This window comes from Bacillus sp. NTK074B (genome assembly GCF_017303375.1).
Taxonomy (GTDB): Bacteria; Bacillota; Bacilli; order Bacillales; family Bacillaceae_B; genus Rossellomorea.
Map to the genome: position 1 here is coordinate 160,758 of NZ_JAFKOH010000010.1, position 21,411 is coordinate 182,168.

General features: G+C 44.7%; 13 protein-coding genes, 1 tRNA gene, 1 pseudogene and 1 riboswitch. Of the genes and pseudogenes, 8 read left to right on the plus strand and 7 right to left on the minus strand.

Going from position 1 to position 21,411, the window contains the following annotated elements:
* The first annotated feature begins 22 nt into the window (after positions 1-22).
* Positions 23-2,383: a glycoside hydrolase family 10 protein gene (locus tag JI667_RS16970; RefSeq protein ID WP_206857322.1), complete on the plus strand. Its 2,361-nt coding sequence runs from the start codon at positions 23-25 to the stop codon at positions 2,381-2,383.
* A 1,105-nt stretch (positions 2,384-3,488) separates the two neighbouring features.
* On the opposite strand, the gene JI667_RS16975 is transcribed toward JI667_RS16970, so the two are convergent.
* Entirely contained in the window at positions 3,489-3,908 is a 420-nt protein-coding gene (locus JI667_RS16975; RefSeq protein WP_280515509.1) for a tetratricopeptide repeat protein, read from the minus strand.
* Between the two features lie 446 nt (positions 3,909-4,354).
* On the minus strand, positions 4,355-5,101 hold the full coding sequence (locus tag JI667_RS16980) for an SDR family NAD(P)-dependent oxidoreductase (RefSeq protein ID WP_206857324.1): 747 nt from the start codon (positions 5,099-5,101) through the stop codon (positions 4,355-4,357).
* A gap of 111 nt (positions 5,102-5,212) precedes the next feature.
* Here JI667_RS16980 and JI667_RS16985 point away from each other — a divergent pair, with 111 nt between their 5' ends.
* Both JI667_RS16985 and JI667_RS16990 read left to right on the plus strand, forming a co-directional pair.
* Positions 5,213-6,133 (plus strand): LysR family transcriptional regulator, encoded by a 921-nt coding sequence (locus tag JI667_RS16985; protein ID WP_206857325.1) that lies wholly within the window; start codon positions 5,213-5,215, stop codon positions 6,131-6,133.
* A 245-nt stretch (positions 6,134-6,378) separates the two neighbouring features.
* A complete protein-coding gene (locus tag JI667_RS16990) occupies positions 6,379-7,074 on the plus strand; it encodes a hypothetical protein (protein ID WP_206857326.1) in 696 nt (231 codons plus the stop codon).
* A 247-nt stretch (positions 7,075-7,321) separates the two neighbouring features.
* Here the strand turns inward: JI667_RS16990 and JI667_RS16995 are convergent, their stop codons facing one another.
* Positions 7,322-8,566: a LysM peptidoglycan-binding domain-containing protein gene (locus tag JI667_RS16995; protein WP_206857330.1), complete on the minus strand. Its 1,245-nt coding sequence runs from the start codon at positions 8,564-8,566 to the stop codon at positions 7,322-7,324.
* 652 nt (positions 8,567-9,218) lie between these two features.
* On the opposite strand from JI667_RS16995, the gene JI667_RS22990 reads away from it, so the two are divergent.
* The gene (locus JI667_RS22990; protein WP_280515505.1) at positions 9,219-9,347 is read left to right on the plus strand and encodes a hypothetical protein; all 129 of its coding nucleotides are present in this window, start codon (positions 9,219-9,221) and stop codon (positions 9,345-9,347) included.
* Here JI667_RS22990 and JI667_RS22995 read toward each other — a convergent pair.
* Entirely contained in the window at positions 9,336-9,467 is a 132-nt protein-coding gene (locus JI667_RS22995) for a hypothetical protein (RefSeq protein WP_280515506.1), read from the minus strand. The two genes, JI667_RS22990 and JI667_RS22995, sit on opposite strands and share 12 nt — an antisense overlap.
* A gap of 73 nt (positions 9,468-9,540) precedes the next feature.
* Positions 9,541-9,789, minus strand: coding sequence for a hypothetical protein (locus tag JI667_RS17000; RefSeq protein ID WP_206857331.1), 249 nt, complete (start codon positions 9,787-9,789; stop codon positions 9,541-9,543).
* 31 nt (positions 9,790-9,820) lie between these two features.
* Here JI667_RS17000 and JI667_RS24050 point away from each other — a divergent pair.
* The 3 genes and pseudogenes from JI667_RS24050 to JI667_RS17025 form a co-directional block, all read left to right on the plus strand.
* Positions 9,821-11,260, plus strand: a pseudogene (locus JI667_RS24050) (hypothetical protein); the annotation flags it as partial.
* A gap of 319 nt (positions 11,261-11,579) precedes the next feature.
* A complete protein-coding gene (locus JI667_RS17020) occupies positions 11,580-17,159 on the plus strand; it encodes a pullulanase (protein ID WP_206857335.1) in 5,580 nt (1,859 codons plus the stop codon).
* Between the two features lie 252 nt (positions 17,160-17,411).
* Positions 17,412-17,735, plus strand: coding sequence for a DUF5658 family protein (locus tag JI667_RS17025; protein ID WP_206857336.1), 324 nt, complete (start codon positions 17,412-17,414; stop codon positions 17,733-17,735).
* Positions 17,736-17,771: 36 nt separating this feature from the next.
* Here the strand turns inward: JI667_RS17025 and JI667_RS17030 are convergent, their stop codons facing one another.
* Together JI667_RS17030 and JI667_RS17035 are read right to left on the minus strand one after the other, a co-directional pair.
* Positions 17,772-18,134 carry a DUF948 domain-containing protein gene (locus JI667_RS17030; protein WP_206857338.1) on the minus strand — a complete coding sequence of 121 codons (363 nt, stop codon included), beginning with the start codon at positions 18,132-18,134 and terminating at the stop codon, positions 17,772-17,774.
* 246 nt (positions 18,135-18,380) lie between these two features.
* A riboswitch (cyclic di-GMP riboswitch) is annotated at positions 18,381-18,467 on the plus strand.
* A gap of 319 nt (positions 18,468-18,786) precedes the next feature.
* Complete coding sequence (locus JI667_RS17035) at positions 18,787-20,847, minus strand: hypothetical protein (RefSeq protein WP_206857340.1); 2,061 nt, start codon at positions 20,845-20,847, stop codon at positions 18,787-18,789.
* A gap of 382 nt (positions 20,848-21,229) precedes the next feature.
* Between JI667_RS17035 and JI667_RS17040 the strand changes: the two genes are divergently transcribed.
* Positions 21,230-21,304, plus strand: a tRNA-Glu gene (locus tag JI667_RS17040).
* The last annotated feature ends 107 nt before the right edge of the window (positions 21,305-21,411 follow it).

The window sequence follows — 21,411 nt, forward strand, 5'->3', positions numbered from 1 at the left end:
AACGATTATATGGAGGTACTCTATGAAAAAGTGGTTAATCGGAAAGAAAATGACAATGTCGGCCATGGCCCTCGCACTGACAGTCCCGGCTTTTCAGGCTCCTGCCCTCACAGCAGAAGCAGACGAAGGGGAAGCGACGAAGGTTGTGGATGAGGACGGAATCAGCATGATCGTCAATGCAGAAAATGACCGCAACAATACGAACAAGCTTGTCGTGTTTGATCCGACGTTCAGTTATTATACCGAAACAAACGGGTCCTCGTATGAAGTGATTCTCAAGAAGGATGAGGGGAACCGTTATCATGTTGTGTCCTCGGGGCAGGGGGACAGTGCCATTCCTGAAGATGGGGTCGTCCTGTCGACGGGCCCGCAAACGACTGATGAGATCATGCGTTTCCTGAAGAGCCTGGAAAAGGGAGAGACCGTTTCAATCAATGAACCGGTTGAAAGGACCTATGCCAATACATTAGACGATATCGACCCAACCGACGAATCCAACCCTGAGGGAGCCCCGTTCCCAGGGAATCGTGGAGCCAACCAGCTATTGCTGTATACTCCTGCCTTTGGTTCAAGCACCGGAACGAACCCCTATGGATATGAAATCACCGTAACCGATGGAGTCGTCACGAAAATCGGCGGAGGGGACAGCAGCATCCCGGCCAACGGATTTGTCGTAAGCGGACACGGAACCGAAGCAGAATATCTGAAAAAAGCAGAAATTGGGATGAAAGTAGAGTATGATGCGGACGGCAAAATCGAATTGATCCGCGACGCATCCACCTATATTTTTAAAAGTGAACAAACCTTGCAGGAAGCGAAGCAAAGCATTGCTCATGCGGAGGAAAAGTATATCGATGCAGAGTTTAAGAAAGCACATACTTCTGTAAAGGAAGCGGAAGAGTTATTGAAAAAAGCAGAAGACATCCAGGGTGAAGATCCTCAAAAGGCATTGGAATATACGGAAGAAGCAACCCAGGTCGCTTACGACGCCTACTATTATTCCCTTCCTTCTGAAGTGGGTGAGCAGCGTGCCATCTGGTATCGACCGGAAGAGAAGGATTTGGATGACGTCATCACGACGCTGGACCGGATGGAAGAAGCAGGCTTCAATTCTCTTTATCTCGAAACCACTTTCTGGGGGTACACGATCTTCCCGAGTGACACGATGGAAGCCTACGGTCTGCCAAAGCAGCACCCGAACTTCGCCAACCAGGACTATGGGAAATACGGTTCAGACATCCTGAAAGCCTTTATCGAAGAAGGGAAGAAGCGGGGGATCACGATTCAATCGTGGACGGATGGCTTCATGATCGGCCACAGCAGCCTTGGCCTGCCGTCACAGTTCAAAAAGTACCCTGAATGGAGCGCGGTACAGCGGAATGATGAGCCGGGCACACCTGGAAGTGACTCCAGCAGTAACTACTATTGGCTCGACATCGCCAATCCTGATGTGCAGGACTTTATGCTGGATATTTATAAAGAACAGCAAGAGGACTATAAGATCACAGGTGTAAATATCGATTATATGCGTTACCCGCACCATCCATTTGATAAGAGCTATGGTTTCAGTGCCTCGAACCGTGAACGTTTCGAAGCGGAATTTGGCGTCGATCCAATGGATTTAGAGGAGTCCGATGCGTTATGGGAAGAGTGGGAAAACTGGCTTCGTGAACAGGAAAACACGTTTGTCGATCAGCTTCATGTGCAGAGTAAAGACATTAATCCTGCGTTCATGGTGACGGCCACTCCTGAACCGGGGGCAGAGGCCGTTTTGATCAGCGATTGGGTCGAGGACATAGATGGCGTCATCCCCCAGGCATATGGACATGATTTCAACAGCATCCAATCCACAGTAATTGCCAGTAAAAAGCTGACGCCACCGTCGATGATGTATTATACGGGAATCTACTCGTTCTACCACCATCTGGGTGAAAAGGCAGCCGTCAATGATGTGTTAGCAGCAGGTCATGGAACGTCAGGTGTGAACATGTTCGCCTTCGGTCAGGCCAGTGCCCCGTCTGTGGACGCATTGGGGAAAGGTCCGTGGCGGAATGCGGCTGTGAATCCCGGGGAAGATCCGAAAGCGGCAGTCCAAGCTACGGTCAAGCAGTTGAAGGAACAGACGGCGTCTATCTATATTCCTAAGGGAGCTGTTAACAAAGAAGAAGGAAAAGATCTTGAGAATAATCTTCGGAAATGGGAGAAAATGATGAAGCGGCCGGATCAGTCTCTCAAGAAAGACAAGGTAGAGAAAGAATTTGAGAAGACCGTTGAACTGATCAATTCCTTTGAGACACTGAATCCAGTGGTGAAGGATCGAGTAGTCGAGAAGATGGAAAAAGTGCATAAGTGGTTGAACTACTACTTCGAGAAGCAGCAATAAGGGGACGCGGGGACAGGTACCCTGGCCCACGCTAAGGAAGACGGTGGGATTAATGGTAACGGGTTCTGTTTCCGAGTACAAAAAATTGATTTGTCCGTAAATTAGCAGTCCAATTCGTAACTGAATTGGACTGCTAATTTTGGTTAATATATCAAGGTGATTAATGTGCTTATAAGAGTTTTAGGACGGATTGTTGGGGAAATGATGGTTGAACTAGCAATGAAGCATACTGCTTAGATGATTCCATTTTGGCGGCAGATTTATAAGCGGAGAAATTCCGTCTAAGGCAGCTGGAGGAGGGTTAAAACGCTGAAATAAGCGGAGTTTTTCCGCTTAACTGCTCAATATGGCACAATATTCAACGGATATTGTTCAAATAAGCGGAAAAACTCCGGCTAATATTCGTGAAATAGCCGCATTTTCCGATTTAACCGGAATTCTTCCGCTAATTTTCAAACGCCAGGGAAGCGGCTCTCCTTATTCAATATGAGGGTGCGGATCGTCCATAAAGAATGATGATAAAAAAGATCGAAATATACTGGCCCCGGGCTTTATAACGTGTTCATTTCACTGCTGAAGTGTCTATTCCTTCTATTGAACATTACTATGCGAAAAGCAGTGCGAATTCAACTGTTGTCCTTTAAAATCGAATCCGTTAGATTTATGATCCACCGTCTTTTTGGATAAGGGACCTTTCCCTTATTAAGAAGAGTACCTTCACCACCGATACTAAGACTAAGCTGGAAATTATACGGGATTACCCTACAACTGGGATATACTCTATCCTTGATTAGCATATCGTTCACTAGGGGACTCTTTATTATTAGTTCCGTATCGGGTGCTGCTCGACGTAGAGCAAATGTTACAAAGTAAAATCCAGCAGCCTTCCTTTCCAGTTGAAATGCATGCTGAAAGAGTGGAAAGAATGAAAAAGATTTTTAATTATACATGTAGTATCATCATCACTTTATGTGCGGCTATTTTTTTTTCTGTTTGAAGACTCTGATATAGCGGGTATAGCGTTGGGGGGTTGCTTCTTCACTCAGGCGGCCTTTGCCATCGGCTTTTTTATTGAAGAGGAAAAGGAATAGGCAATGGTATGTGCTTATGCCGGATCTATTCTTTTGGCGATTTCCTCAATCTTTGGTATAAGAAAGGAAACGTAAGGCTCATCTTTCCGTATTTCAAACATATGCAGGGCATGTCGAAAGTAAGGAAGTGCCTGGGCATAGTCCTTTTTCAACTCGAAGTTGTAGCCGATTTGATAATGAAGTTCACCGAGTCCCCAAAGAAGTTCTTCTTCAAAGCACCATTTAATGGCTTTGACACAGTAGTCTGTTGACTCCTCAAGTTCACCTAAACGTGTCAGGACTCTGGCTGTACTGTAAAAAATTTTGGTTTTAATCGATTTATCCTGCAGTTGTCCCGTTGTGTTCATGGCTTGTATGACTTTTTTATAGTAAAGAAGGGCCTCTTCATATTGCTGCATATTGTAAAGAATCGCTCCATTGCTTGAAAACTTCAGCTTTTTATTTCTTGGATGATTGACCGATTAGTGGTTTTATTTGGTTCGGAATCAGCTTTATATTTATTATTGCAGGGTTATTGAACGCATTTTAAATACTGAAGTCGTTTATTGCATTCGGCGGACTCAAACTTAGCGCTTACGATTATGAGTATACGAGATCGAAGAATGAAGTCAGGGTTTTTGTTATGTATCAGAACATGTCCCTGGATTTGGCAAAAAACAAGCGAAATATCCAGAGTATGATGTTTATTTTAATAAGGATAAAGTAGAAAAAGCTATTAAGCGATAATTGGATTCGAGGGAGAACTCTGTAGTTGGAGTTCTTTTTGAACATGTGTATGGAAGGCTACTAAATTAAAAATCTTCCCGATAATCTAATAGGTTACCGGGAAGATTTTTTTTGAGGAGGGGTGAGGGGAAAAGCAGGCTCCCACTCCACGTTCTTACTTAAACGAAGCATAGCCCTCATCCGCCATCACAACACTACCATTAATCGCATCCGCTTCCTCCAACGATAGAAGATAAACCGCATTGGCCAACTGCTCAGGCTGGGTCAGTTTATTCCCCATCACCTTCGCCTTCATAGAATCAATGATGCCGTGGTCTTTATAGCCTTGGATGATCGGCGTGTCCACGACACCCGGTGCGATGCCGACGACACGGATTCCGTAAGGAGCGAGTTCCAGTGCCGCTGATTTCGTCATCATGTTCACGGCTCCTTTAGTGGCGTGGTAGGCAAATGTGTTCGGTGATGCCAGTACCCCGAATACAGAAGTGGTATTGATGATGACACCTTTGATGTTCAGTTCCTTCATCTTCTTAGCAGCTGCGAAGATACCGTAAGCGACGCCGTGCTGGTTGATATCGATGATTTTATGATAAGCGTCCATGTTCATATCGAGAACTGGTGTAGGTGACCCGATTCCGGCATTGTTAAACATGATGTCGATCCGGCCGTATTCACCGACTGTTTTCTCGACTAAGCTGTTTACGTCTTCATGCTTGGAAACGTCCGTTTTAATGAAGATGGCTTCTCCGCCATTGGAGCGGATCATCTCCACCGTTTCATTACCTAACTCCTCATTGAAGTCCGCAACGACAACCCGGTCTCCTTTTTTAGCAAACTTCAGAGACGTTTCTCTTCCGATCCCGCTTGCTCCACCCGTAATCACAGCTACTCTTTTTGCCATGTGTATTTCCTCCTTGTTTTTACATCTAAATTGATTTTACCATTCACATAAATTTATTATAATTTAATAAAACTAACATTTAGTTAAGTAATACTTAAGGAGGGACGGACCTTGAATATCGAACAGTTGGAGCATGTGGCAGAGGTGGCAAGGGCAGGGGCACTGACGAAGGCGGCGGAGCATTTGCATGTGAGTGCGTCAGCCGTGAGCCAGTCCATCAGTAAGCTTGAGCAGGAGCTGGGCGTCCAGATTTTCATCCGTAATCGTCAGGGAACTGCGTTGACCGCTGATGGAAAGAATATTATGAAGAAAGTAGACAATGTCCTGGCTGCCATTGGAGATCTGAAGGAAGAAGCGAACCGGTGCACGGATACCCTTGGCGGGGAGCTGAAGATCGGCATCATCCCCGGTCCCATCAACCTTCTCATTGATGTGGTATCTGCGTATAAGAAGGATAATCCGAACGTGAAAGTAGAGATTCATGAGATAGGGCCGGTGAAGATCATCGAAGGAGTCGAGAACAACGAGCTGGACATTGGTTTGATTTTAACTTCAGAATCGTTCGATGTTCAGCATCATGAACTGGTTGCGGAGGAGCTTATGGAAGGAAAGATGGTTGCGGGTGTTCACGAACATTCCCACTTGGCATCCTTTGACGAGCTCACACCGCAGCAGCTCATCGGGGAAACGCTCGTCTTGTACAATGATGAATATATTAAGCAATTTGCACATGATACGCTATCCCCTTATGGCCCACTTGATATCCTTTTTACGACCAATAACATAGAGGCCATTAAGAGGGCGGTCCAGAGTGGGGTGGCGGTGACCCTGGGGATGGATTATTCGTTTCGGACCCGTGAACCCTATTCGAGTCAACCGATCATCCCTGTAGAGATCACGGGAACCGAAAATGAATCGCTTCACCTTTCATTGATCAGGAGGAAGGATAGTGTCCCATCAAGGAGAGTGAAGGAGTTTATGAATAGGGTTCGAGGGAGTTTTCGTAAGTATGAACGTGGTGGGGGGAGGTGAGCGTGTTATCCGCATTTCTATTTGTTTTCATTCTTTCGATCGGGATTTCCAAGATTGGCTCGTGGGGTGGGGGAGCAGGGGGACGGTTCTCTTGCTTCCACAAGCATAGCATCGTGCGGGAAGCAGAAGAACCGTCCCCTTGCTCCTTTTTCTCATCCCAACAAGGTATTTCCCCTTTTTTACTAGAATAGATACATATACTATTTTTTCATGAAATCTCTAGAAGAAGGAAAGGGGAGAAACCCATGAATGTCAGTAAACCGAAACGTCTTATCTATGCAAGTGCTCTGCTTTCAATCGTAGGATTACTAATGTTCTCCATCGTTCTATATTTTCTGGTTCAAAGCGTCAGGGAGACTTTCTATCAGAATAAATACGAGAATGATTATGAATATCGTTCATTAAAGAAGGATGGAGTGGTGGATTCGGTTCAGGTGTTTCATGGGGTGAAGTTGAATACGTTTCTCGAGGAAGATGAGGAATCGGGTAAAAAGAGCGGGAATATTCTGTTTGAGGTGAAGGATGAACCGGAAGCAACGCTCAAAGGGTTTCAGGTCGACTCCGGGCGTGAAGATATGGGTGCGTTTGATGAGGCCATTCAATATAAGGTGATGGTGGAGAAGGAAACGGGCAGGGAGTCATTCATCGTTACTCTGAAAAAGTCACCGAATTCTGAGCATGCGAAGTATAAGACCTTCAGCATCAATGAAAATGGGGTCATTAAAACAAGTGAGTTCACGCCTGCTACTAAGAACAAGCTGGAAACGCAATGGATTAAAGGACTTTCTGATGAAACACATGGGTACTATACAGATCTTCCGTATCAAAAAGGAGGATGGGTGTCTTTGATCGCCCTTGCTTTCCTCGGCATTCTTTCTATGATTGGGGCTATGTGGTTCAGGCGCAGGTCCGCTGCTGCTGAAACGGGGGAGGCTGCTTAGATCAATGAAACGAACATTTCTTACCACATGTTTTATGATCATGGTCATTTGTTACGGCCTATCTATTAGAAGATTCTTTACTGGGAAGAATTGCTTATACATTGAATTTTTTTACTGTGGCTGCGTATTCGATAGGGTTATTGATCGATGAGGAGTAGCCATTCTCATTGGGGTTTATACTGACATAAAAAACAAGACACCAGAAAAAAAGCAAGTAACCACTACTTGCTTCTTCTCTAATATCTTCTTATTGAACCTTCAACACTTCCCCCACATAAATCCGGTCACTGACTAATTTGTTCGCCTTCTTCAATTTCGAGACTGTTGTTTTATATTTTTTTGCGATGGCGGAAAGGGTGTCCCCTTTTCTTACCGTATGGGTTGTGACTTTAGCAGGGGCAGGGTTTTTATCCTTTGTTTGGGTTGCCCCGGCGATTTTCAGGACCTGTCCAACGTAGATCATATCGCCCTTAAGGTTGTTGAGATTTTTCAGGCTGCTTACGGTTGTGTGGTATTTCTTGGCGATCACGGATAGAGTATCGCCTTTTTTCACTTTATATGTCGTTGTTTTGGAAGGTGCAGCTGTATCGTTTTTCGAAGGAGCCGGTGCAGATCCTGAAACCTTCAACACTTGTCCGACATAGATGCGGTCGCTTGTCAGGTGGTTGATTTTCTTTAAATTGCTGATGGATGTCTTATATTTCTTGGCGATGGCAGAGAGGGTGTCCCCTTTCTTCACCTTATAGCTAGTGGTCTTTGGTGCAGCGGACTCATTTTTTGAAGGGGCCGTGGCGGAACCGGAGACCTTCAGCACCTGACCGACATAGATGCGGTCGCTCTTCAAATGGTTGATTTTCTTCAATTGACTGACGGACGTTTTATATTTCTTAGCGATGGCAGAAAGAGTGTCTCCGCTTTTCACTTTGTATGTGCCCGTTGCTTCTGTTTTTGCAGGAGGCGTTTCTCCCAAGAGATAGTACATGTCGTTACTGAACGTGATGTGACGTTTTCCTTTATACGTCATGGCTACTTGTTTAAACTGTTTCTCCATGTTCTCGACGTTGATTTCCATATCATTCATCGCGATGTCGTAGTCATGTTCTGACATGTCGCCATTCAAGTAGTCGATGGTATCGATTTCGGAGTTATATACTTCTATTAGACTGTTATAAATGTATTCATCCATGGCTGCGATTGCTTCATTGGAAGGGTTGACCGGAGCCTCTTTCTCCAACGCCCCATCGAAGTAGGCCAGATACTCATCGTACAGTTTCATTTGTTCTTTTTCCGATTTGGACCCATCGATCTTCGTCGTGTAGCCTTCCAGCGTACGGATGATCTTCGCATAATGAGCGGCGAATTGGTTCAGTTCAAGCTGATAGTTGATGGTTTGTGCAGCAAATACAGAATGTTGAGGCTGTAAGAGCGCACTGCTGGAAAACACCAAAGAGGTTGCCAGGATGGATGCGGTCAGCGTTTTTTTCGTGATCATGTTCATTCTCCTTCAGGAATCTATAAGTATAGGAATGATCTTCCTTATATGATTATAATAATCTGTAAAATAAAAGGAAATAGTTTTTGGTAGAACTATAAAACAATATTTTTCGACAAATCTCATGGAAAACTTTACAGTATTCTAATGTTCTTGTCGTAAATCATTTACACTCCTCCATTACAATAGAAAGACTGTTTGAATATTGGTTGGGGCTTGCCAGCAGATTGTTCCCCATCGCGTTTACAGTTCTGTTTTTTACCGTAGTGGGTTCGATCTTTATCATGCCTCAGGTGCAGTGGAAGCAAATCATAGCCGAGATATTTTCGTCCGCTCTTTATGTACAGAATTGGTACTTGGCCAGAAGTGCCGTGGATTATCTCGCTCAGAATAACCAGGCAAGCCCCCTGCAGCAATTTTGTGCGCTTTCCCTGTAGGGGCAATTATACCTCACTTGCCATTCGTCATTTTGTTCTCGTTTCTTCTGGCGAAAAAGGTACTGATAACACCTGTAAGAAAGACTTTGTTGCGTGTCCTGATCAGTCTTTTTACTCTATCAATTTCCTATTCCGTTTACAAAACTGCGGTGAATCAGACCTGAAAGTATTTTGATACGCTGGCACGTGTATGGGAGTTCAGCCAGGGTGAGATTTTGGCGCTGCTCATTCCTTATTTGACATTCAGTAAGTTCAACACATTGCGGCTGATCGCCTTCTATCGCCGGATTGTCACGGACAGCAAAGATGCGTGTGGTACCGTCGTGTTTCTTTTATTGATGTAAATATCCTTGGGGAACCGTGTCCACGTCCGGCACGTTCGTTGTCGAGAAAGCAATATCAGGCGGGTTGGACTTCAGCATCTCCAGTACCTTCTCATTCCAATCCATGCACGATTCATTCAACAGCCCGTCAAAATCCTCATCCGAGAAACGGCAGGCATCTTTATTTGTAGATATCGATTTAAAGTTTCATCTTCTAAGACAACTCTTCCAGTGCAGGGAACCAATGCCACGAGTGGGAACCGCCGACGGGGGCGATCGTATATTTGGGATGATCCGTTTCTCCACGTGAGCAGACGGTCACTTTGGTATCCTCCGTATTTGAGAAACATTCAGGATCCTCATAAAAGGAAGGCAGGTCCTCTTTCACAGCCAGTGCTGACGGAACAGGCTTCTTATCAGGATAGAAAAAGGCATCGAGGATTGTTCGGTTCCAAGGGACCAAGTTTTATCAGAAGCGGTACCCTGGGATTCATTATAATGATCCAACAGCACTTGATGTGCTTACTGTAAAGAATATTAACACAAGTGAAATAACGGTTGTCTTTGTCGGAACAGATGCAACGGCCGAAAATGGAAGTTAAGATGTATTAGATGTGCAGTTATTAAGTGATTTAACCCCTGCTCAACTTGAAGCGGCAAACTCTTACTTAGTTGAAGCAGATAATAAATTTCTTGGCACACTCATTGCCTTGAATTTAGTTTCACGCATCCCTGGTAAGAGGTATGATATATCAACAGGCATACCTCAGATCGGTGAAAAGTTTAGCACCTTGAAAAAAATCACACAGGATTTGCCAAGGGAGGTAAATACGTCATAGGTATAAAGGGAGAACCGGGTTATGGTGAAATCTATGCCGAAGCTGATGCCCACATCTTGACCAGCATCTGGACCGGCGAACCCCTTTATAGCAGTCATTCAGATAGAATCGAAATCACTCCTGGCAACCTTAACCTGTTGGCCGCATCCATGGAAGGGGAGGTTGCGGATAGGCTTGGTCATGCTCAGGAATACTTGACCCATTCAGAAGAGATTGCCCAGCATGAAGGTGACCGATATTCTTGAGGACGTTCTTGTAAATGATATTCTCGCACACTACAAAATTATCAACCATAATACTGCTAAGTTGAATAGTAACATTGCAGGGTTCAAACAACAGGTTTCAGATTTGGGAACGAACTTTGGTGAGCGGGATGCCTCCTTAAGTACCAGCATTTCATCTGGGGCTTCCGTTCAACATACGGTGACGATGCCGAAGAAAAACGTTTATATTCTGCAATCCTCTGATCATATGCTTATAGGGATGATGGTGAAGGATGTACTATTGGAAAGATCCTTTGAAAGTTTCAAAGGAGTTTCACACCGACTGCTTCTTCCGCTGTTGGGAACCTTGACCGGGATTGCGTTCGCCATTGAGAATTCACTGGAATTGATATCAGCGCAAATAAAGGGAACGGTGAACATAGTATTAAGCGGGACTTTGCATGGAAAACTCATCAGCGTTTTCTCAGGTTTCGATGACAAAATCCGCTCATACGTATCTTCCGCATTGGAACCGATCGATGAACTGGCTGGAACCATTGAAGGTCTCAGGGATGGGTTAACCAGATTGACCATTGGCTTCCCTGCTTTACTGGAGAGCTTCAAACCCTATATCGAATCTGCCATCTTTGACTTAACAGGCTATGCCAATATCCACCTTTACAATGTATCGGCCATGGCCATACATGAAGAAATGGAGCTGCTCTTTGACGCTATCGTCTTCCAGCTCAGTCATCACAAAGGAAAATCCATTCAAGCATTATGCAAAATCTCAAAAAGACTGAAAGACAACATGATTCAACTGCGTGAACAAATGGATCGTGTCACATTAGAGGGAACAGGTCCTTTACTTGTTCCTCTTTTTTTCGGTTAATTTCATCTATCTTATAGTATTAAGCCCGTAGCCACTCTTTATAAACAAAAGCTCCTTATAACAGCTCTTCCTAACCCTCGTACTTTCGAAACACTCCATTTGTCATATAGCCATCCCTCTAAAATTATTATAAAATTGAAAATACATATAATTGCAATCGTTTGCATTTTTTCGGTGGTGACGGTACGAAGCTGAGAAGTAGGGGAGGCGTTAAAGGGTCTCTCTTATGCTTGTATCATTATGCAAACGTTTCCACAATCCATCAAGAGTACTTCTATTATTATTATTTTACTAATCAATTACAAGGGGGAAAGCAAGAATGAAGAAAATGACCAAGCGTCACTTCTCGATCATGATGACATTGATGATGCTGATCAGTCTGTGGTCACCATTTGCTCCGGCGGCTTCTGCCGTTGCCGACGGAAATGAAACGGCGACAGCAGCGGATTCCGGTGACCGCACGGTTCGCTTCACGTATGACCGTGAAGACGAAACGTACGACGGCTGGAACATATGGGCATGGAATACAGGGGTAAAGAATGATCAAATCAACTTCGACTCCTATGAAAACGGAGTGGCGGTAGCGAATATTGCCGTGGGACCTGCAACGGAGCAGTTCGGATTTGTCCTTCGCAGCACCGAGGATTGGGGTACGGCGGAGAAGGAATTCGGAGACCGTTTCATTAAGGTGAACAAGAACGACACTCTCACCAAGGCATACATAACAAGCGGTGTCGAGAAAGTCCGCATCGTTCCGGATGGTTCCGCTCCGATCATCGATCAGGGGAACGCGACATTCTACTATCGTGACAAGGACCTTTTTAAAAACGATCAAATGGATACGATTGAGAAAGTCGAATTAAAGTACAATGGGGAAACGAAGGAAATGACGTATGAGCCGGAGAATGAGCGTTTTGTTCTGCCATACGATAACATTCCTAACGGGAAAAATGAGTACAGCTTTTTAGTCACAAAAGATGGCGTGACGACGGAATTGAGCGATCCGTACAATACGATTGACGGAAAATCGGTTCTTGATTTCCAAAAAGCCGATCTGACAGTGATGGGTTCCGTGGCTCCTGCAGCAGTGGATTATAATGAAAACGCTGTCTTGAATGTTGAGATCGAAGGATTGACAGATGGTTTAGAGATTCAAAAAATTACAGCAGATGTTTCTTCATTAGGCGGATCGGAGAAGCTTGAAATCGATCCCTCCTTGAATGAAGTGACCCTTTCTGTAGATGATGACATTACGGCAGGAACGAAGACGATTCCTTTAACCGCAGTGGACTCTTACGGAAACGTCTATAAAGGAAATACTGAAATCGAAGTGAAAGCAAGGCAGTCCGTCGGAAATTCCGACCTTGACTGGGATGAATCGATCATCTACTTCATGCTGACAGACCGATTTTTTAACGGAGATACATCGAATGATGATCCTTATGGTTTAAACTATGATAAAACTAAACGCGGTTCATATCAAGGCGGGGATTTTAAAGGAATTACGGAAAAACTTGATTACCTTGATAAGCTTGGTGTGAACACGATCTGGATCAGTCCGGTTGTGGAGAATGTGAAGTACGATGTGAGAAAAGGGGAAGAGGGGGAGCCTTATTTCGGCTACCACGGCTACTGGGCGAGCAACTTCGGTGAGCTCAACCCTCATTTCGGAAGCATGGACGATTTCCATAACCTGATCGACGAGGCCCACGATCGTGGCATCAAGATCATGGTGGATGTTGTATTGAACCATACAGGCTATGGATTGAAAGAAATCGACGGGGACCTGCCTGCGGATGAGCGTCCCGCCGGATACCCGACGGACGCCGAGCGTGAAAAATACAGCGATATCCTTCGTCAGGGCAATGTCGGGACAGATGAAGTGGTGGGTGAACTGGCCGGGCTTCCTGACGTGATGACGGAAGATCCTGAAGTGCGCCAGCAGATCATCGACTGGCAGACCGACTGGATCGAGAAAGCGAAAACGGATAAAGGCAATACGATCGACTATTTCCGTGTTGATACGGTGAAGCATGTGGAAGACGCGACATGGATGGCCTTTAAGAACGCCATCACGGAAAAAATGCCGAAGCACAAAATGATCGGTGAAGCATGGGGCGCGAATGCTGACAATGACTACGGCTACCTTGATACAGGGATGATGGATTCCCTCCTCGACTTCGGATTCAAGGATATCGCCCGTGAGTTTGTGGATGGCAACCTGAAAGCTGCCAATGATAAGCTGACGGCCCGAAACGGGAAGATCGATAACACGGCCACACTGGGACAATTCCTTGGAAGCCATGATGAAGACGGATTCCTGTATTCGCTTGGCGGGGACAAAGGAAAGCTGAAGCTTGCTGCCTCCCTGCAGGCGACCTCAAAAGGACAGCCGGTCATTTATTACGGTGAAGAGCTTGGGCAGAGCGGAGCGAATAATTATCCTCAGTATGATAATCGCTATGACCTGAACTGGGATGATGTAGAGAATAATGATGTACTGGATCACTATACAAAGATCCTGAACTTCAGGGGGGTCCATTCGGATGTTTTTGCAAAGGGTGAGAGAACGACTTTAGGTGGTTCAAACAGCGACAAGTTCCTGGTGTTCTCCCGAGACTACAAAGACGACTCCGTATACGTTGGATTGAACGTAGCGGATGAAGCGAAAGAAATCACGTTGACGGTGGATTCTCCTGATGCAGTGGTGACCAACGCCTACTCTGGAGAAACCTACGATACTAGTGGGACGAATGAAGTAACACTGACCCTGCCTTCCAAAGCGGACGGAGGTACGGCCCTTCTGACTGTTGAAGGCGGGAAGGTCACCGGTGCAGTAGCCGGTGGAGGAGAAGATCCGAAAGCGGAACCTGTACCTGAAAACAATCTCCGCATCCACTACAACCGCACCGACGGCAACTATGAAAACTTCGGTGCATGGTTATGGAATGATGTCGCGTCACCTTCTGCCAACTGGCCGACAGGAGCGACGATGTTCGAAAAAACCGACAGCTACGGGGCATACATTGACGTTCCGCTTGCTGAAGGGGCGAAAAACATCGGATTCCTTGTCATGGATGTGACGAAAGGCGATGGGGGTAAGGACGGCGGAGATAAAGCCTTCTCGATCACAAATCCTGACGTAAATGAAATCTGGATCGAGCAGGGTTCGGATAAGGTGTATACGTATGAGCCGGTTGATCTGCCTGAGAACACGGTCCGCATCCACTATGACCGAGAAGACGGGAAGTATGAAAACTTCGGTCTTTGGACGTGGGGAGATGTGAAATCCCCGACAGAGAACTGGCCGACGGGCGCACTGGATTTTTCAAAAAAGGATCGCTACGGTGCATATGTAGACATTGAATTGAGTGACGATGCCAAACAGATCGGCTTCCTTGTGCTGAATGAGGCAACAGGGGAGAAGGACGGAGGAGACAAGACCTTTAACCTCCTTGATAAATATAACCAGCTATGGGTGAAGCAGGGTGAGGATAGCGTCTTCATTTCCCCACATGGTGATGTGGCGACGGGACTGGTATCATCCCAAGTCATTTCAGATGATACGATCCGCTTGAATTTCACGATGACGGATGGCTTGACGGAAGAAGCTTTACAATCCGGTCTGACTATTAAAGACAGTGATGGAGCCGGCGTGACAATCAACAGTGCCAAGATCACCGGGGACAAAACAGTAGAAGTGAAAGCAGACTTTGATCTGAAAAAGCTTCCCCTTTCCATCACCTACTCGGGCAGAACGGTTTCCGCAGCAGCGGGATGGAGATTGATCGACAATAAGTATGCCTACGATGGCGACGATCTCGGAGCCACTTATAAAAAAGGAAATGCCACGTTAAAACTGTGGGCACCGAAAGCAAGCAAAGTGATCGCGAACTTCTATGATAAAAGAGATGCGGCGACGAAAATCGACAGCGTGGAATTGACGCTAGGTGAAAAAGGCGTCTGGACGACAGACGTGAAAGCGAAAGACTTAAAAGTGAAGGATCTGAAGGGTTACTACTATCAATACGAAGTAACCAATGATGGCGTAACGAAAAAAGTACTCGATCCATACGCCAAATCCATGGCAGCCTTCACCGTCAACACAGAGGGTGAAGCAGGACCTGATGGCGACAACGTCGGAAAAGCGGCGATCGTCGACTTGAAGGGGACGGACCCTAAGAAATTCACACATGCCTCCATCGACGGTTATGAAAAACGGGAGGATGCGGTCATCTATGAAATCCATGTCCGTGACTTCACCTCCGACCCGTCCATCGAGAAGGATTTGAAAAAGGAACGATGGGGGACGTACGATGCCTTCATCAAAAAGCTTGATTACATCAAGTCAATGGGTGTGACCCACGTCCAGCTTCTTCCGATCATGGCCTGGTACTACGGTGATGAGACGAAGATGGGTGAACGGGAGCTTGAATATTCAGCGGGGGGCAATGAGTACAACTGGGGCTATGATCCTCACAGTTACTTCTCCCCGGACGGTGCGTATTCACAGGATCCTACTGATCCGCAACTACGAATCGAAGAAACGAAGCGCTTGATCGATGCCATCCATGATAAAGGGATGGGAGTCGTCCTCGACGTCGTCTACACCCATATGGCAAAAACAAGCACATTGAACGACATCGTTCCGAATTATTATGCGTTCCAGGATGATCAAGGGAACTTCCTGGGAGGCTTTGGGAATAACCTCGCCACCAACCATGTGATGGCTGAAAAGCTGATGGTGGACTCGGTAAAATACTGGTTCGACGAATACAAGATCGACGGTATGCGCTTTGATATGATGGGGGATGCAAGTTATCCTGCCATCCAGAAAGCCTACGACGCAGCGGCTGAAATCAATCCTGACGCCCTGTTCATCGGGGAAGGCTGGAGAACATTCGCCGGTCACCTCTCAGATCCTTCTTTAAAAGGTATGGGAGCCGACCAGGATTGGATGGACAAAACCGATGATGTTGGAGTCTTTTCTGACGAAATCCGTAACGAACTGAAATCTGGATTCGGTTCAGAAGGTGAGCCACGATTCCTGACTGGGGGAGCGCGTGACATCACCACCATTTTCAACAACATCAAAGGCCAGCCGGGCAACACGGCTGACGACGATCCCGGCGACATGGTCCAGTACATCGCGGCTCACGATAATCTGCCGCTGTACGACGTCATTGCCCAATCGATCAAAAAGGACCCGGCCATTCCGGAAAATAATCTGGAAATCCACAAACGGATCCGACTGGGGAACTCTATGATCCTGACATCCCAGGGAACGGCCTTCCTTCACGCCGGCCAGGAATATGGAAGGACTAAGCAGTGGCTTGGTGAAGGCGTACCGGAACAGAAATATCATGAGCTAGAGGACGAAAATGGAGATCCATTCGGCTACTTCATCCACGACTCATACGATTCTTCCGACGCCATCAACATGTTTGACTGGGAAAAAACAACGAACAAGAAGAAATACGAAATCAACACAACCACACGGGAATACACAGAAGGATTGATCAAGCTGAGAAGATCCACCAATGCGTTCCGACTCGGCGACAAAGAGCTTGTCGATCAGAATGTATCCCTGATGGATATCCCTGAAATCGCTGATACGGACTTACTGCTTGCTTATAAGAACGTGTCGACGGATGATACGGGTGAGTATTATGTATTTGTGAATGCCGACAACAAATCCCGGACTCTCTCTATCGGAGATTACGACTTCTCCAAAGGAAAAGTAGTCGTCGATAACGATGAAGCGGGAACAAAGCCTGTTTCCAAGAAGTCCGGTTTTACAATGACAAAAGATACATTGACGTTGGATCCGTTGACTACCGTGGTAGTCAAAGTGGATGAGAAGGGAAAAAAAGAAAAGAAGAAAAAGAAACATAAATAGAATGACATGGTTTGCGTTTTGATTCTTTATCCCAACCCTATTTGCCAGGGGTGGGATTTTTTTGTGGATTTTTTAAACAAACGTTTGAATAGCGGGCATCTTCTTTTCCATACTAATGATTATAGAGCTCATTAAACGTTTGTTTAAAAGCGGTAGACCAGATATTTTTATGTAGAGGTTTGTTCTTTATTGGAATTCGGGTACTTCATTATAAAGAACAATCAGTGAATAATGAATAGGAGAATCAAGAATATGAGATACCTGCTGCTATATATCTTACTCCTCAACCTCTTAGACGCATCCCTCACGATGTATGGATTACATTACGGACATATAACCGAATCCAACCCTCTCATGAATACCCTGTACCACACTGATCCATGGCTGTTTTTGCTCTTCAAGGGAGGCTTGTCCGTCTTATTGCTCGTCCTTCTTTATCACCTCAACCCTTTGAAACGATCTTCGAAAGCGTTACTATTTGTATCCATCACCGCAGCGGTATCCTATAGCTTTATTTGCCTGATGCATGGTTATTGGTTATGGGAGGTTGCCGGCAGCGGGGCGGGAATCGCATAGACTCAAATAAAAGAGGCCCTATCGCCTCTTTTTCGCTTACTTCAATTTAATTTGAACGGGCTTGCTTTCCTGAGCATGAATGGTCTTAGGGGTACGATTTTGCGACGCTGCCCTTTTCACAGAGCTTGTCACACTCTGAATCATATCCCCAACATCATGTGCGGATTCCACCAGCGGATCGACGGCTTTCATTTTCCCTTTGACATCAACGGAAATTTGATTGGCCGTATGAATCAGTTCTTCTGCTTCCTCTGTAATGCCATTCACGGCGCTCCTCGTATCAGCGAGGGTCTTCTTCGTTTCGTCCAGTGTATGCATGACCCTCCTTAATGTCAGAATCAAATACACAACGAGGATCGTAAATGCGACGGCTGCTATGGCCGCACTCCATTCAAGCATTGAGACCATCTCCCTTCTTTTACCTTAAGTCTATGAGATAAGGGGTTCAGACATTCCTTTGCTTAAATGGATGATTCACCTTCTCTATTATGAGGGGACATTCTTCTTAAACAAATGGTTATCCTGAAGTATTCTTTTGGGAATATAACGTACGTAACAGTATCAATTATGTTATCATCTGAATGGTTAAATTTATTCATTAGTTATTGACTACTTCGGGTGAATTATTTATATAACTCATAAATCATACGATAAAGGCAAAATCATTGAAAAATGATGACGCAAAACTATAGGGGCTAATGTCCTAAGAGACGATGCTTGCCAGTTTCCAAAACGGACTCCTGCGACTTATGATCATAAAGGAGGATTATGATGAAACATAATAAGATTTTATCAGCTTTAAAATTCAGATGGCACTCGGTGAGAATTCACTATCACCAAATGTTACTTGAAGGATGCCTGGATTCACAAATTAAAATGAAATTACAGCAAAAAATAACCTATCACAAAATGAAATTGAAGGATCTTCTATAAAAGGACAGATTTATTTTAGTATAATAATAGATACGAGATAGGTAGGCATTGCTAGTGAATAAGTGTGCCCATAATACGAGATTGTTACTATAAAAATAAGAGTGCAGCTCCCTCATCTTTAGACGATGATCTGTGATGACGGAACGGCCACATCATCCCTTGCTGATGTATAAGAAAACACACCTATATTATTATTCGTTTCAATAATGGAAGAGTCGCTTATATACTGATAGCGTATACTCTCTTTCCACACATAGTCAGAAGAGATGCTGCTTTCATCAGCTTTTTTAAAAAGTTTATACTCATGATTACAGTAGCGGTGAATGGTTCGATTGATCCTTTTTTTAGCATTCAATGAAATCATGAGCTTCATGACAGCGCCAGGTATACCAGAGTAGCTCATATTCTTTATGGGGCTGCTTGTAAACTGATGAATCTTCAGTTTTCTTCCATCCCTGAATGTAATATCTGATTGTACCGATGAAGCTGAATGAACATCACCGGATAGAATAATACAGTCACTTGGATTCCAAGCAGCTGCTTGATGAAGAAAATCGCTAAAACCTTTCCCGTTGTACTTCCAAGCCTCCAGGTCAAAGTTGGTTTGTACAGGCAAGCCAAGCCTGCTGAGCGGAAGCATGTAGTCATGCAGAAAGTTTTCGATTAACCCTATGCCATAAAGTGGAGAAGGGGACACAAGAATTAAGGGCTCACCTGCATGCCAGCCGGACGCTTTCAATTTGTCTCCAGCTATTTTCCAGCCTTCACGTTTGAGGAGGTTTGGACTAAGTTGTTCATCATCTACCCGGTTACCTACTTGTATGGATTTTATGTGATTTGAGTAGCTTCTCTGGGTTCTGGTGTCGAGAAAAAGGGCTTTAGGTGAAGTGGGAGAGGAGTAATGCCAGGAATCATAATTCCATAGAGAATAAATCCAATAGGAGTGGGGAAGTGAACCGGTTTGGAAAGAATCAAAATACGTTTGTATGGTTTTGCCGAAATGGGAAAACGTATCAGGCTCATTCCCCCAGCCTTGAAATAGCCAATAAGACGCCAAACCATTACCTATCACATGTCTGCCTAATGGTGCGTTCCATACATTTATTTTCCAATCCTCTGTCAAATTCCAATCATCCGTGATATCGTGATCATCAAACACCATATAGGTCGGTGTATTGGCTAATACCCTTCTGACAGCGTATAAAGCCTCCTCCAGTCTAGCCAGTTCTTTCATCTGCGATTGGTAGCGGTGTTGAAGCTGTTTCATTTCTAATGTATGCTCTAAAGTGTGTGAATCTTTAGAGGCGAAATAGACTGCATTCTTATTCAATGCAGTTTGAAAGGTGTCAAACAGACCCTCCTTATGGGCGAGTTCCCACAAAACGGGACTCCACGACAACATATACATGATTGCATATTCATTAAAGCTTAGCAGATGATTGGCAGCTTTTCTCGAAGTGAACTTACAGAAATGTTCCGTAATAAGTTGCCTCCCATTGATCTGTTTAAGGCACTTTCTAAAAGGCTCCTCCATTAATCCGGGTTCAACAAAACCCAGGTCTTCTTCTCGATTCACCAATTCTTCCCCGAATCTTGAGATGATCTTGATTATGGGATCTGCGACATCATCGGCATAGATTTGATCCCCCATTAAGAATAGGGAGGAAGGTCTAACAGAATGAATAGGGGATGAAGCGATGATTTGATCTGCTTCTATTAACACATCTTTTCCCAACCCGTGGAGCTTTCGACATGAACCATAGAGAATATTTGATGGAGTACCTTCCCTAATAGTAAAGGTAGGGTAAGCTAGAGTTCCGTAGACAATCGATTGTGGATGAGAAGGGGATAGTAAATCAAAGCTGCCCAAGTTCAGGGTGTCACCATTATTTCGAAACCATAAATTGTACCCCAGTAATTCGTTAACAGGGAAAGATCCTTCTTCTGGAGATACATAAATCAAACTGATATATAAGTTCTTTCCTGCTTGAATCGTATTCGTCTCGGACTCACAGTCTATTTTCATATAGTCTAAAACTTGAGATCCATTTTCACGCTCTATTTTAAATAACTCTGCTTTAATATCATAAGGCCTGCTTAAAGCAATCCAAATAAAAACTCTTTCAGATTCCACCCGGCGAACAATCGGACCGCATAATATCGTGGGAAAATCCATCATTCCATCACCCCATTCTTAAACTACTATTATTCTATTCACCGCCTACGAATAGTGTGTAAACAAGCATAATGCAAAGAGGTCCGTCCCTCATCGTATATGAGGGACGGACCTCTAGAGAATAATAAATGCTAAATATGATGATTGAGTGAAGATCAAACACACAGTAGTGGATAATATATATGCTGAATCATAATGTAGATGTTCAACTTTTTTGGATTTCCTATTGATATAATCTTTGAGAATGTGGTATATTCTTTTTCGGCTAACAAAAAGTTAATTAAATAGGTAGAAAAAAAGTTCGATCAAACTGTCGATTAGAAGTTGACTTCTGCGAAATTAACTGATATAGTAATACTTGTCTTTGAGAGCAAGTCATTAGAATGGCCCATTGGTCAAGCGGTTAAGACACCGCCCTTTCACGGCGGTAACACGGGTTCGAATCCCGTATGGGTCACCAAATTTTTTGCGAAAGTAAAATAACTTACCATTACATATCGGAGGATTAGCTCAGCTGGGAGAGCATCTGCCTTACAAGCAGAGGGTCGGCGGTTCGATCCCGTCATC

Bases quoted from the DNA above. Each gene is read 5' to 3' on its own strand.
- JI667_RS16970 (WP_206857322.1), top strand. From the start codon at position 23: ATGAAAAAGTGGTTAATCGGAAAGAAAATGACAATGTCGGCCATGGCC.
- JI667_RS16980 (WP_206857324.1), bottom strand. From the start codon at position 5,101: ATGGCAAAAAGAGTAGCTGTGATTACGGGTGGAGCAAGCGGGATCGGA.
- JI667_RS16990 (WP_206857326.1), top strand. From the start codon at position 6,379: ATGAATGTCAGTAAACCGAAACGTCTTATCTATGCAAGTGCTCTGCTT.
- JI667_RS16995 (WP_206857330.1), bottom strand. From the start codon at position 8,566: ATGATCACGAAAAAAACGCTGACCGCATCCATCCTGGCAACCTCTTTG.
- JI667_RS17020 (WP_206857335.1), top strand. From the start codon at position 11,580: ATGAAGAAAATGACCAAGCGTCACTTCTCGATCATGATGACATTGATG.
- JI667_RS17025 (WP_206857336.1), top strand. From the start codon at position 17,412: ATGAGATACCTGCTGCTATATATCTTACTCCTCAACCTCTTAGACGCA.
- JI667_RS17030 (WP_206857338.1), bottom strand. From the start codon at position 18,134: ATGCTTGAATGGAGTGCGGCCATAGCAGCCGTCGCATTTACGATCCTC.
- JI667_RS17035 (WP_206857340.1), bottom strand. From the start codon at position 20,847: ATGATGGATTTTCCCACGATATTATGCGGTCCGATTGTTCGCCGGGTG.